The sequence below is a fragment of the uncultured Porphyromonas sp. genome, from assembly GCF_900541275.1.
In the GTDB taxonomy this organism is placed as follows: domain Bacteria; phylum Bacteroidota; class Bacteroidia; order Bacteroidales; family Porphyromonadaceae; genus Porphyromonas_A.
In genome coordinates, this window is record NZ_UQJH01000027.1 from 1 (window position 1) to 13,506 (window position 13,506).

Genomic DNA, 13,506 nt, shown 5'->3' on the forward strand with positions numbered 1-13,506 from the left:
CAAAGGTAATCTCTATTTTCCTCCCCCTCCCAGCACATCAAAATGCGAATTAGCCCCTTTTTCAGTACCTTTGCGCCAACATCAGACTGGAGTATGGTGTAATGGTAGCACTACAGGTTTTGGTTCTGTCTGTCGAGGTTCGAATCCCCGTACTCCAACTCTCCGTTGCACGAGAGCACTTCGGTCAGCCCGAGGTGCTCTCTCTTTTTTAGTGCAGATTTTAGGCAGTGTAAGTGTCTCCGGCTCAACCCTCGGTCTATTACCGATATTAGGGAATTCTTTTACCGGTATTAGTCAACACTAATATCGGTAAAAGAATTATCCCAGAGGGATAGTAGCATTTTCTGACCTTCCCGGCTTGTCCTACAGTATACACAGGCTGTGGCAACGCATTTGAGTGGTACAGAAGCTATTCATCTCATCGTGAAGAGTGGGGAACGAAGCACCCCTTGTGCGTGCCCACTCCCTAGCCCCGAAGACCCGTGGACCAGGTGTCGCAAGCAATCCCTCGACCCCGTCAGGATGTCGCACTATCAAGCTTGCCCGGGGAATGCGACGCCAAGACGGGGGCGCCGGGAAAGGGGATTTCTGCTCGGCGACCCGCAAGGGGTCGAGGGGATCAAGGCGGGTATCGGCACATCGGTCACCGCTTCGCGGATGACCGATGCCTATGGAGCGAGCACCCTTCGGGTGCCTCACGGATGAGCCCACTTCGGTACTTGATTAACCTAATGCTCAAATGCGTTACCCCAGAGCATGCAGGCTGCGGGCTTAGACTTTTGAGCTAAATATCGTACCTTTGCACGGTCAATGAGTGGCGAGGTCACTCTCTGGCTGAGTAGCTCAGTTGGATAGAGCAACAGCCTTCTAAGCTGTGGGTCTTGGGTTCGAATCCCAACTCAGTCACCCCCTGAAGCCACGCCGGGATCCGCTCCCGGCGTGGCTTCGTCGTACCTGTGCCGCCCCTCTCCGGCAGATAGCGATCAAGAAGAGCGACCCCCCTTGCAAAGGGAGGTCGCTCTTCTTAATAATTGACTTGACCTAAGACTTAGAAGAAGTTGTATCTGTTGTCAGAGATCTTAGCCTTGGAGATGACCGTCTGGAGAGCAGTTGCGCGGATCATACCCTGCAGTGAGTGCTCAAGTGAGGTCTTGATCGTCGTGGCATCGCTCGCCTGTGCATCAGCCTCTCGGGAGAGGACATTGACGAGATAGACGCCATTGAGACCCTTCACGGGGGTAGCGGTATTCAGCGCAGCGACAGCAGCGGCAGCGTTGATGCCAGGCTCTACGCCGAGACCCTCAAGTCTGGTGGTGCTGTACTTGACGAAACTGAGTGAGTCGATCGATGAGCCGATGGCACTTGCGTAAGCCTCGAGCGAAGAGTGGTCAGCGCTCATCATCTGATCGTAGAGGAGGTCTGCCTTCTTCTGATTGGCGAGGAGTGCAGAAATCTGATCCTTTACCACCTCGATGGGCATAAAGCCCTCGCCGAACTTTTTACCGACGCGGGTGACGACGTACTTCTCGTCAGCCTCCTTGATCGGGGAGATCGTACCCTCCTTATTCTGCATAGTCCAGGTGACGATGTCACGACTGTTGCTGATGCCGGGGGCAATAGAGGGCTGCGAGGAGGAGATCAGCTGATCCTTGAGTACCTGGTAGCCAGCGTTGAGAGCCTCTTGGGTGAGATCCTTGTCTTTGCTTGAGGTGAGGAAGGAGCTGAGGTTATTGTAGATCTGGGTCTGCGTCTCCGTGGAGGCGGTCACCTCCTTGGCAGCAAGGGCGACCTTAAACTTATCTACCACAGGCTTTGCCTCAGAGACGAGGATGATGTGCCGACCGTACTTGGAGGTAAAGGAGAAGGGGACACCCACCTGGGCGGAGTAGATGGCCTCAGCAAAGTCCTGACCGATGTAATTGGTTGCCATAGCCTCGGTGAGCCAACCGATCTGACCGCCCTGAGCAGAGGAGTTGCGGTCGAGGGAGTAGGTCCGTGCAGCCGTGGCAAAGGTCGCGGGAGCAGCCTGCAGTGTAGCGAGGAGACTATCAGCATTCACCTCGGGGGCATTGGGCGTACCAGCGGGAGGGAGTACGATGTGACTCACGAGCAGGGACTCGGGTGCCTGCTTGCGGCTGATGATCTTGGCGACGAGGTAATTCTTGTCCTGCGGGATGATCTCACTGACGGAGCCGGTCTCGGCAGTGGTGATGAAGTTGGCGATCTCCGTAGGCATAGAGGGGGTATTGATGTCCTCAGCGGTGATGTAGGTGTCAGCGTAGGGCACATCGCTGTAGTCGGAGAGCACGAGAGCGGGATCCTTGCCGGCGATGAGCTCCTCACGAGCGGATTGGATGTCCTCCTCGGCGGCCTTGTAGTCGGCCTCAGAGGGGTCGATGGAGGCGTAGATGACGTCCACGTGCGCTCCGGCATCGGTGCGGAAGTAGTCCTTGTGCGCATTGTAGTAGTCCTTGATCTCCGCATCGGCTACCGTGACAGCAGAGTCAGGCAGAGCGATCGTGCGACGACCGACGTAGGTGAGGTTCTGGACCGTCTTATTGTACTCGGTCTCGCGAGCTACCTCGAGCTTATTAGCTACGATAGCCTTGGAGAGGAGACCGAGATACTTCTCCTGGAGTCGGAGGTCTCTTACCTGGGTCTCAGTCTCAGCCCACATGCTCCGCATCTGGTCGATCTGCGACTGCTGCTCGGGGCTGTAATTCTCCTTGGTATTGAGTTGCTTAAGGAACGTAAGAAGCTGTGCTCTATTGAACTCTCCTGTATTGGGATCCGTGAATTGCTGACGGATGATGGGCGAGATGTTTTGACCCTGGATGAGGTCAAAGGTCTCTGCAGGAGTGATGCTCAGACCGATCTTGCCAGCCTCGTCGTGGAGCACCATATTGGAGACGATGGTGCCGAAGATCTGATTATTGAGCTGTACGGTCTGGTCGGAGTTGAGGGACTGACCCTGAGCGCGCATCTGCTCATTCATAGCATTGACATGCTGCTGGTAGTCCTCGATGCGGACCTTATTGCCATTGACAGAGAAGGCTGTCATCTTGCTGTCTCTCCACAGGGCACTCCCTCCGGTGACCAAGTCTCCCAGGATGAAAGCGACCATGCCGAGACCTACTGCGGCGATAAGGCATCCGGCTTTGCTTCTTAGTTTCTCTAATGTTGCCATTGTTTCGGTTGTAAGCGTACAAGTACGATCTAATATCGTGCGAAGGTACCACGTTTTTGACACTTAGGCAAATGTAAAACCAGAAGGCATCCATTGTATTGTGCTAGGATTTCGATCAGTCGGTCTTGTCAAGATGGGGGCATGTCGGTACATTTGCACATCTGATAAACCTAACAACGAGACCCTATGGGCAAGATTATACGGATAGTCTCGGCTTCGCTATTAGCCACCACGACCGGGACAGTTGGCTTCAATTGGTCGAAGTGGATCACGCCGCTTGTAGAGCCTGAGTATGTGCTCTCGGACAGTGTGCAGCGTGTGCAGCTGACCCCCGGGGAGGATGGTCTCCGGGAGCGGGTCGTCTCTTGGGTGTCGGGGGCGGATCGCAGCGGGGATAGCCTCCGCCTATTCTGTGGGGACAGTCTCCTCTTCCGGAGCGGACCCTTTCATAAGGAGATAAGGACGCACGGCGGAGTGACGCACGTACAGAGTGTGACTATCCCCTCACTGGTGGCGGGGAGGTACCCCTACACGATCACCTCTGGTGATGGGGTGGAGGCCTATCGAGACACGCTCGTCATCCCGTCGGACAGCCTTCAGACCTTTGTGCTTATCGGTGATGTGCAGGACACTTGGGGGGATGATACGCGACCGCTGATGGACAGCTTGTATAGGGCGCACCCCGGTGCGGCGGCGTGGATCCAGGTGGGAGACCTGATTGAGCGCCCTCATGATCAGTACTGGAGACGGTACTACGATGCCTTTGCCTCTGTGGCACCGCGCATCCCTCTGATCACCGTGATCGGAGATCATGAGAATGAGGCGGGGCTGATGTACGATGTGGATGATCGGTGGGAGTATGTACTTGACTACCCCGACAATGGTCCCGAGGAGAGGGTGGGGCACGCCTACTATATCGACTATCCCGATATGCGGGTGGTCTGCTACGACTCCAACTCCCTCTTCTGGTCCATCGGCACTCAGCGTCCGTGGCTGGAGCGGGTGCTGAGGGAGCGGAAGGATCAGCCCTTCCTCGTTGTCTGTGCTCATCATCCGGTTTACTCCGGGACGAAGAACCGATTTAACCCTCTGAATAATAGTCTCCTCGGTCCTCTATTTCGCCGATGCGGGGTGGACCTTGTGCTGGCAGGACACGACCATATCTTTGCCCACGACCGGGATGCCGATGGCGGCGGACCTCACTACATAGGGCTAAGCACGGCGCACAAGACCTACTCGGTGCAGGAGCCGGAGCGGCATATTGCCTCTGAGAGTGGAGCGCGGTACTACGGCATCATGACTGTCACCCAGAAGGTGCTGAGGGTAGCGGTCTATCGGGAGGGTGGGACCCTGCTGGACTCCCTTAGCGTCAGTCGGAAAGGGCGTCGCTAAGCCCTCTCATCTCATTTTGCTACCTTTGTATACTCGCAAGACTATCAAAGCGAAGCCGAATATTTTATGATACAAGATAGTGACTCTCACACTAAGTGTCCGTCGGTGGCGGGCAATAGTGGGAATTTGGATACATACGATTACTTCTACGACGTGCCGGAGTCCCTGGACGAGCACCCGTACGTGGAGGTACAATTCAAGAACACCCGCAAAGAGTTTTTCCTCAATAATCTTCACCTTCCCCTCACCAAGGGCGACATGGTGGCTGTCGAGGCCTCTCCCGGTCACGATATAGGGCGGGTCTCGCTCACCGGCCGACTGGTGGATCTCCAGATGCGTAAGCTTGGGGTCACGATGCCGGAGCAGCCTAAGACCATCTATCGCATAGCTCGTCCGCTAGACCTGCAGAAGTACGAGGAGAGCAAGGCGAAAGAGCACGAGACGATGATCGGCAGCCGTCAGATCGCGAAGAGGCTGGGGCTGGATATGAAGATCGGGGATGTGGAGTATCAGGGTGATGGGCAGAAGGCGATCTTCTACTACATCGCTGATCACAGGGTGGACTTCCGGCAGCTGATCAGAGAGCTGGCAGACGCCTTCCACATACGTGTGGAGATGAGACAGATCGGTGCTCGTCAGGAGGCGGGACGGATCGGTGGTATTGGTCCCTGCGGACGACAGCTCTGCTGCTCGGGGTGGATGACCAGCTTCCACTCTGTCAGTACCAATGTGGCCCGCCAACAAGATATTGCTATCAATCCTCAGAAGCTGGCGGGTCAGTGTGCCAAGCTAAAGTGCTGCCTCAACTATGAGCGTGACACCTATGCGGAGGCTCAGAGTTCGCTGCCACCGAGAGATGTGCGGCTGGAGTGTCAGCGTGGTGTCTATGCGTTCCTCAAGGCGGATACCCTTGCGGGACAGGTCTCCTATATCTCTACCGGGGATGCCCCGTCCAAGCAGCGCGAGGTGGTGACGATCAGCAAGGAGCGAGCCCTCGAGGTGATTGACCAAAATCGTGCCGGCATACAACCGGTATCGCTCGTCTCAGACTCTGAGGAGGAGCAGCTCTCCGGACTGAGTCGGGTAAGTGACATACTGTCGGAGGAGAGCCTCTCCCGCTTCGACAATTCCCGAGACGACTCACGTCCCAAGCGGTCGCGTAATGGTCGGAATAGGAGGCGCCCTCAGGGTGGCTCGTCCGGGCGGTCCAAGGGGACAAGACAGCCGCGGGGTGAGGCTCGCAAGTAGACTCTTTCGTAGTGAAAAAAGAGCTATGAAGCGGCTCAGTCGGTATGGTCTCTTTGTCGCCTCTCTGCTGGTGGTGCTACTCTTGCAGGCGTGCCGGCGGAGGGTGCTGCCGGTCTACTCTTACTACCAGTCTCTGGAGGGAGCAGAGTGGGCTATCGAGGATGAGCTTTTCTACACCTTTTCTGCCTCTCCCGGTGAGCGCTATCTGGTGGAGGGTGTGGTGCGGGTGACTCCCGACTTTGCCTTGCGCCAGATACCTATCGGCGTAGTCTTGGAGACGCCGGATCACCGCTTCGAGGAGTCTAAGGTGCTGCTATCCATCACGTCGGCGAAGCTCCGGACGACCGGCTACATCGTGAGGGAGTACCCCTTTGCGATCATATCAGACTTCCGACCGGATACCTCGAGCTTCTATACCATCAGTCTCCGACCACTTCTGAGGGACTCTGTCATCCGAGGGGTGATCGAGGTGGGGGTCACTGTGACACCGAGCCGATAATATAGCTATCTTTGCGCTTGACCTTTTTTACTTCTATAGTCACCATGAGAAAATCGACCAACAATAAGCCCTACGACCCCTCCACAGCGGTCCTCCTCATCTATACGGGCGGGACGATCGGCATGACCGAGGATCCTGATACCGGTGCGCTGAAGGCGATAGACTTTGCCTACATAGAGGAGCATGTCCCGGAGGTGAATAACTTCTCCTTCCATATCGATACCTACTCCTTCGATCAGGTTATTGACTCCAGCGAGATGGGGCCGACGCACTGGCGGGAGATGGCGCTGACTATTCGGGAGAATTATGACAAGTACAGCGGCTTCGTGATACTCCACGGGACGGACACTATGGCTTACACCGCCTCCATGCTCAGCTTTATGCTGGAGGGGCTCTGCAAGCCGGTCCTGCTGACCGGGTCGCAGCTGCCTATCGGTAAGGTGCGGACGGATGGCAAGGAGAATCTGCTCACGTCGATCGAGATTGCTGCGGCAAAGGATCCGATGGGAAATCCCCTCGTGAGGGAGGTGTGCATCTACTTCGACAACCGACTGCTGAGAGGAAACCGATGTACGAAGGTTAGCTCAGATCAGTTTAAGGCTTTTGACTCTCCCAATTATCCCTGTCTCGCACATGCGGGCATCGACATCCACTATCATCCTGAGGTGCTGATGCGGAATGACTTCAGGGAGGGCGACCTACGGCTTCACCTGGACCTTGATCCCAATATACTCGTCCTCTCGCTCTTCCCGGGACTGCCGGAGAGCATGGTGGCGTCAGCCTTTGAGACCCCGGGGCTCAAGGCTGTGGTCTTTAGGACCTTCGGTAGCGGTAATGCCCCGGCATCGGAGCATTTCCTCGAGATCCTTAAGGAGACCACGTCTCAGGGGATCATCATCGTCAATATCTCGCAGTGCTTTGTCGGAAAGGTGAAGATGGAGCGCTATGCGACAGGTGTCACCCTCCTCGGTGCCGGCGTGCTGAGCGGTCACGACATGACCGTAGAGGCCGCTCTCGCGAAGCTGATGCATCTGCTGGGCAGCGGTAAGTCCTCTGACGAGGTGAAGCGGCTGATGGGGGTCAATCTCAGGGGAGAGATGACCGTGTGAGACGATAGTACATGTTTGCATCCTCCCTCTTTCCCGATCAGACCAGAGATCACGAGGCCTTTTACTTCCGAAGCCTGAGCAGTGGTAGCTGTGGCAATGCCTCTCTTCTCTCCTGTGGCGACACAATGATTATGATCGATGCGGGGCTGGGGATCCGCACGCTTAAGAAGAGCTTTAAGGAGCTGGAGATCGATCCCAAGCAGCTCGCGGCTATCTTTGTCACGCACGACCACGCTGATCATATCCGGGGTTTAGAGTCCTTTGCCGTGGACTTCTCCATACCGGTCTATGCCTCCCCGCTGGTCTATAAGGCACTTCACCACGCCACCTACCTGCATGGTGGATTGATGAACCACTTGGCTCTCATGGAGCTGGGTCAGCCACTCACGCTGGGTGCCATGGAGATCTCCTCCTTTGAGGTGCCGCACGATGCGACGCAGAATGTTGGGTATCGGATCACTGGACCACGCGGCTGCTTTACCCTGATAACAGATGTGGGTGAAGTGACTGTGGAGGTGGAGGCAGCTATTAGGGGAGCAAATTACCTCGTGATCGAGAGTAACTACGACGAGGAGATGTTGCGGAGAGGTCCCTATCCGATGATGCTCAAGAGGCGGATCCTCAGCAGTCACGGGCACCTCAGCAATAGCGAGGCAGCCTGCACGGTGACGAGAAACTACCACCCCGACCTACGCTTCCTCGCTCTATGTCACCTCAGTGGGCAAAATAACAATCCCTCAGTGGCGCAAGACTCTATGAGCAACGCACTCAGCGCAATCGGAGTCCGCCCCGGGCTGGATCTGCAGCTCGAAGTGCTGCAACGTCGGGTGATCTCACCGCTCTATAAGCTGTGCTGATCAGTCGCTGTAGGCTGCTAGCTCCTCAGCGCACTTCTCCCACTCCTTCATCGCTTTCTTCAGCTTATAGTCTACCTCCTCGTACTGATTGAGCAGGTCCGGAGTGGCCTGTATCGTCAGGCGATCCTCTAAGGACGTCTTCTCTGTCTCGAGCTGATCAACCGCCTCCTCAGCCTTGGCAAGGGCTTTCTCTAAGCGCGAGATCTGTCGCTGCTGCTCCCGCTGCTGCTCATAGTCTTCGCGTCCTCCACCCTTGGGCACTTTCTTCTCTCCTTCGCCCTCCTTTGCTGTCGACTGATTGATCTCTGTATTGCGGTCGTGGAGCTTCCGCAGGTACTCCTCCATACCACCAAGATGGTTGATGACCTTCCCGTCCTCAAATTCGATCACCTTGTCCACCAGTCCCTCCAAGAAGTCACGGTCGTGGCTCACGATCAGCACCGTGCCGTCGTAATTGGCTATCGCCTCCTTCAGCACTCCCTTAGAGGCTATGTCGAGGTGGTTGGTCGGCTCATCAAGGATGAGGAAGTTGGAGGGGGAGAGAAGGAGCTTGATCATCGCGAGACGCCCTTTCTCGCCACCACTCAGCACCTTCACCTTCTTGTCGGCCGTCTCGCCCCCAAACATAAAGGCTCCCAGTATGTCGTTGATCCGTGAGCGGATATCCCCCACAGCCACATCGTCGATGGTGTCGTGGATCGTCTTCTCCGGATCAAGCATAGAGGATTCGTTTTGTGCAAAGTAGGAGGTGATCACCTGATGGCCGATCTTGATTGACCCCTCACTCGGGATCTCTCCCAGCACAGCCCTCACGAAGGTGGTCTTACCCGAGCCGTTTCGCCCCACGAGAGCAATCTTATCGCCCCGCTCGATCGTCAGGTCGATGCCGTCGAGGACATACCTCTTGCCGTCGTAGGTGACCCTCATATCCTTGGTGATAAGCGGGTAGGCGCCGGACGGGATGCTCATAGGGAAGCGGAAGTGGATCGTCTTACGGTCGATCTCGTCGATCTCTATCGGGTCGATCTTCTCCAGCGCCTTGATCCGGGACTGCACCTGGGTCGACTTCGTCGGCTTGTACCTAAAGCGCTCGATGAAGTCCTCGGTCTCCTTGATCATCTTCTGCTGATTCTCGTAGGCTCTCTTCTGCTGCTCGAAGCGCTCCTCCCGCAGCTCCTCGTAGTGAGAGTAATTGACCTTAAAGTCATACGCCTTCCCCATTGAGATCTCCACGGTGCGGGTGGTGGCGTTGTCGAGAAATCGGCGGTCATGCGAGACCATAATCACGGCTGCGGGTGAGGCGGTCAGGAAGTCCTCGAGCCAGACGATCGACTCCATGTCGAGGTGGTTGGTCGGCTCGTCGAGCAAGAGCAGGTCGGGTCTCCCGAGCAGGATCTTCGCCAGCTCTATCCTCATGCGCCACCCTCCGGAGAACTCCCGCGTCGGCCGATCGAAGTCCTTCTGCTCAAAGCCCAGTCCCTTCAGAGTCTTCTCGATCTCCGCCTCCATCCGCGACGTGTCGTAGATAGAGAGCAGCTCCGTTGCATTGGCGAGCTGCTGGATCAGCTCCATATACTCCTCCGTGTCGTAGTCGGTGCGGGTAGCCACCGCCTCAGTCAGCCGGTCCACCGTCGCCTTTAGCTCCAGCTCCTTGGAGAAAGCCTTGCGGGCCTCCTCGCGGACGGTTCGCTCATCATTGAGCATCATATACTGTGGCAGGTACCCAATCTCAGCCCCCTTGGCTAAGGCGACAGACCCCTCCGTCGGAGCGTTGAGCCCCGCAATGATATTGAGAAGGGTGGTCTTCCCGGCACCATTACGCCCGGCGAGCGCTATCCGCTCCCCGGTATTGACCTGTAGATTGATATCTGAGAAGAGTACGGTGGCGCCAAAGGAGACGCTGACGTGACTTAGCGTGAGCATGGTGTGATATTAGGTGGTGATGATCGTGGGTGACGAGTAGATGCTCAGTGCCTCTGATCGGATGTGTCCCATGGTGGAGGCAACGGCGCTGTAGGCGCTATTCGGCGTGGTGAGGATCTTAGTTGTTTGGGAGAGCGCGAGCAGGTCCCCATAGATCTCGATCAGTCCGTCTACTGACGTCCCGTCCGACATAGAGGAGGGGGCAATGATCCTCGAGCTGTAGAGCGTCTGGAGCCGCTCCCGCTCGTTGTGAGAGGTGGTGGTGACGAAGAAGGAGGTGCCGGGATCGGCGACTACGATCTCATGCATCCGCTTGATGAAGAGCTCTATCGGGCTGTCCTGCATCGATACGGCGGAGTCGCGGTCTATGTGGATCCCGACGATATTGTTGTGCCACGAGGAGAGGCGAGAGTTGCGCACGTTGATCACCTCGATATTGGGAAGTAGTGGGCTGTACATATCTCGCGAGCGAGTCAGCTCCATCCCAGTCTCGATGAATAGCCGGTGGTGTCTCCGGCGGAATATCAGCTCCAGCTGCTCCGGCGCATGCGCCTGCAGCTCCTTGATCTTGCTGTCCGTCAGCACGCTGTCGTAGGAGACCATCAGGAAGGGCGCCGAGACCCACACATTCCCCTTGTCGGGATAGCGGTTGCTGATCCAGTCGGTCCACTTCGCCTCTCGGATCGTGATCTCCTCCCTCCTCATCTGAGGGTCGAGGGTAAAAAGTCGATTGGACGGAGCCATAAAGTCATCGGTCTCAAACCAGATGATCTCCAGTGGTCGGCAGTACTTCCGCGCCAGGGCAATGGTCGAGGCCACGGCACGAAGCCGCTCTCCCAGCCCGCCGATCGGCACCAGCGTGATCTTTCCTGATGGGTCAGGGGTGAGTCGGTCCGCCCTCTCTTGGTCAGTCTTTGTGGATGTATTCATAGGTGCTTGAGACGCTTGAGATAACAATTGCGACAGAGGGGCTCGTATTCCGCTTTTGCCCCGACGAGTACCTGCTTCTGGTCGGAGACCAGGCGGTAGGAGTATAGGGCGGGGGCACCACAGGAAACGCAGATGGCGTGTACCTTGAGGACCCGATCGGCGACCGCCATCAGGCGTGGCATGCAGCCAAAGGGCTTCCGCTCGTAGTCCATATCCAGTCCCGATACAACCACCCTGATGCCGCTATCGGCCATCTGTAGGCAAATATCTACTAAGGAAGTGTCAAAGAACTGCCCCTCATCGATCCCCACCACCTGAGCATCCGAGCTCAGGAGAAGGATCGTCTCCGGGCGCGCCACAGCGGTAGCCTCGAGCGTATTGCGATCGTGGCTGACCACGTCCCCCTGAGAGTAGCGAGTATCTATCAGGGGCTTAAATACCTGCACCCGCTGGCGTGCGATCACTGCCCTCCTGAGACGGCGCATGAGCTCCTCCGTCTTGCCGGAAAACATCGACCCCACGATCACCTCTATGCTTCCTCGGGCGGGGAAGCCATTATTGGGTCGCTCGTAGAGCCCCTCGTGCATCCGCTCGTCCAGCTCGTCCTCGTCCATCATGCTTCCTTTTCCCTCCAGTCGCCGCACTCCTTGATGAGGTCGACCAAGTGATCCACCGCCTCGTCCTGCGGGATGCCGCGCCGCACTCGCTCCTTGCCGTGGTAGAGGTCGACCCGTCCGGGTGTCGACCCCACGTAGCCGTAGTCTGCGTCCGCCATCTCCCCGGGGCCATTCACGATGCAGCCCATCACCCCTATCTTAAGTCCCTTGAGGTGTGAGGTGGCAGCCTTCACTCTTGCGACCGTCTCCTGGAGGTCAAAGAGCGTCCGCCCACAGCCGGGGCAGGAGATGAATTCGGTCCTTGAGATCCTCCTCCGGCTTGCCTGTAGGAGTCCAAAGGCGAGCCGCACCGCCTCGCTGTTGCTTAAGTGTGTGCCCGAGACGTAGAGCCCCTCTCCCTGCCCGCGCAGAAGGGCTGAGCCAAGCGCATAGCCGAGCCTGACCGCTGCCTCGTCCGCCCGGCCCTCGGCGGAGATGCCTATTATATATGGTGTGGTCATCACCTCATCCAGTGCCCTCAGCATAGCGGGCACATCGGGGTGGGTGATCCGGATTATCAGATGTCCCCCCTCCGGGAGATCGGGGATCTCCCCGCGGAGTGCCTCCCTGTCAGTGACCGTCACTAAGCGGGGATCAGAGCGTACCAGGTCGGGACAGCAGTCTCTCTCATAGGTGTCGACCTCCCCGATGACCAAGGGCGTACTCGATGGTCTCACGGGATGGGGGGTGACGGATAAGGAGTCGAGCGAAATGGGCTCAGCCTCGGCGGCCTGCTCCACGCACTCGACCAAGATCCTTGCCGGCTTGATCTCCTGCTCCGGTGCTTCGCTCAGTGACACGCGGATGGTGTCGCCCAGTCCCTCACTCAGCAGGGCACCGATGCCGACGGCGCTCTTGATGCGACCGTCCTCGGCATCCCCCGCCTCGGTCACGCCGAGGTGGAGCGGGTAGTGCATGTCCCTCCTCTCCATCTCGCTCACCAGCAGGCGCACCGCCTCCGTCATCAGCACGGTATTGGAGGACTTGAGCGAGATCACGACGTCGTCAAAGCCCTTTCGCCGACACACCTCGAGGAACTCCATGCAGCTCTCCACCATCCCCGGCGCCGTGTCCCCGTAGCGAGACATGATCCGGTCGGAGAGTGACCCGTGATTGACCCCTATCCGGATCGCCGTGCCGTACGATCGGCAGTGGTCGAGGAAGTCGCCAAACTTACTCTGTAGCTCCTCCAGCTCGTGTGCATACTCAGCGTCGGTGTACTCCACCCGCTCAAAGACGCGGGCCGGGTCGTAGAAGTTGCCCGGATTGATCCGCACCTTCTCCACATGCTTGGCAGCCTCGTAGGCGGCCTTGGGATTGAAGTGCACATCGGCAACCAGCGGGATCCGACTGCCGGACTCCCGGAGCCGGTCGTGTATCAGACCTATCGCCCTCGCCTCCCTCACGCCCTGTGTCGTGAAGCGAACCAGTTCTCCTCCCGCCTCGGCGATGCGCTTCGCCTGCGCTACGCTCGCCTCGATGTCGTTGGTATCCACATTGGCCATCGACTGGATCACGATCGGGTACCCCCCTCCGATGAGGAGTTGGTCGCCGACGTGCACCGCGGTGGTGGGGCGTCTCCGGTATTTGATAAGTCTCTCTGTCATGGCTCTCTGCTCTTTTGACGCAAAGTTACCACATTTACCGCAGTGTGGTGTCCTAGAAAAGTACACACATAGAGGAGCAGAAATGAACAGCAAGAAAG

At 57.4% G+C, this 13,506-nt stretch carries 10 protein-coding genes and 2 tRNA genes; 7 read left to right on the plus strand and 5 right to left on the minus strand.

Annotated elements, in window-relative coordinates; genetic code table 11:
* The first annotated feature begins 87 nt into the window (after positions 1-87).
* Positions 88-158 (plus strand) — tRNA-Gln (locus QZR17_RS07565).
* Positions 159-832: 674 nt separating this feature from the next.
* Positions 833-906: transfer RNA gene (locus QZR17_RS07570), tRNA-Arg, on the plus strand.
* Between the two features lie 142 nt (positions 907-1,048).
* Here QZR17_RS07570 and QZR17_RS07575 read toward each other — a convergent pair.
* Positions 1,049-3,187, minus strand: coding sequence for a peptidylprolyl isomerase (locus QZR17_RS07575; RefSeq protein WP_297129591.1), 2,139 nt, complete (start codon positions 3,185-3,187; stop codon positions 1,049-1,051).
* A 186-nt stretch (positions 3,188-3,373) separates the two neighbouring features.
* Here QZR17_RS07575 and QZR17_RS07580 point away from each other — a divergent pair, with 186 nt between their 5' ends.
* The 5 genes from QZR17_RS07580 to QZR17_RS07600 all read left to right on the plus strand — a co-directional run bounded on the left by QZR17_RS07580 (position 3,374) and on the right by QZR17_RS07600 (position 8,292).
* The gene (locus tag QZR17_RS07580; protein WP_296164633.1) at positions 3,374-4,579 is read left to right on the plus strand and encodes a metallophosphoesterase; all 1,206 of its coding nucleotides are present in this window, start codon (positions 3,374-3,376) and stop codon (positions 4,577-4,579) included.
* A gap of 66 nt (positions 4,580-4,645) precedes the next feature.
* Positions 4,646-5,827: a regulatory iron-sulfur-containing complex subunit RicT gene (gene ricT, locus QZR17_RS07585; RefSeq protein ID WP_297129593.1), complete on the plus strand. Its 1,182-nt coding sequence runs from the start codon at positions 4,646-4,648 to the stop codon at positions 5,825-5,827.
* A gap of 25 nt (positions 5,828-5,852) precedes the next feature.
* Positions 5,853-6,326, plus strand: coding sequence for a hypothetical protein (locus QZR17_RS07590; RefSeq protein WP_297129594.1), 474 nt, complete (start codon positions 5,853-5,855; stop codon positions 6,324-6,326).
* Positions 6,327-6,370: 44 nt separating this feature from the next.
* Positions 6,371-7,435, plus strand: coding sequence for a type I asparaginase (locus QZR17_RS07595; protein ID WP_296165055.1), 1,065 nt, complete (start codon positions 6,371-6,373; stop codon positions 7,433-7,435).
* Positions 7,436-7,446: 11 nt separating this feature from the next.
* Entirely contained in the window at positions 7,447-8,292 is an 846-nt protein-coding gene (locus QZR17_RS07600) for an MBL fold metallo-hydrolase (protein WP_297129596.1), read from the plus strand.
* On the opposite strand, the gene QZR17_RS07605 is transcribed toward QZR17_RS07600, so the two are convergent.
* The 4 genes from QZR17_RS07605 to ispG are packed head-to-tail and all read right to left on the minus strand — an operon-like array spanning position 8,293 to position 13,408.
* Positions 8,293-10,215: an ABC-F family ATP-binding cassette domain-containing protein gene (locus tag QZR17_RS07605; protein ID WP_297129598.1), complete on the minus strand. Its 1,923-nt coding sequence runs from the start codon at positions 10,213-10,215 to the stop codon at positions 8,293-8,295. It lies immediately after the preceding gene.
* A gap of 9 nt (positions 10,216-10,224) precedes the next feature.
* Positions 10,225-11,145, minus strand: a complete 921-nt coding sequence (locus tag QZR17_RS07610) for a hypothetical protein (protein WP_297129600.1) — start codon at positions 11,143-11,145, stop codon at positions 10,225-10,227.
* Complete coding sequence (locus QZR17_RS07615; RefSeq protein ID WP_297129604.1) at positions 11,142-11,732, minus strand: thymidine kinase; 591 nt, start codon at positions 11,730-11,732, stop codon at positions 11,142-11,144. The genes QZR17_RS07610 and QZR17_RS07615 overlap by 4 nt, the downstream gene beginning before the upstream one ends.
* Before the next feature lie 26 nt (positions 11,733-11,758).
* The gene (gene ispG / locus QZR17_RS07620) at positions 11,759-13,408 is read right to left on the minus strand and encodes a (E)-4-hydroxy-3-methylbut-2-enyl-diphosphate synthase (protein WP_297129602.1); all 1,650 of its coding nucleotides are present in this window, start codon (positions 13,406-13,408) and stop codon (positions 11,759-11,761) included.
* Positions 13,409-13,506 lie beyond the last annotated feature (98 nt).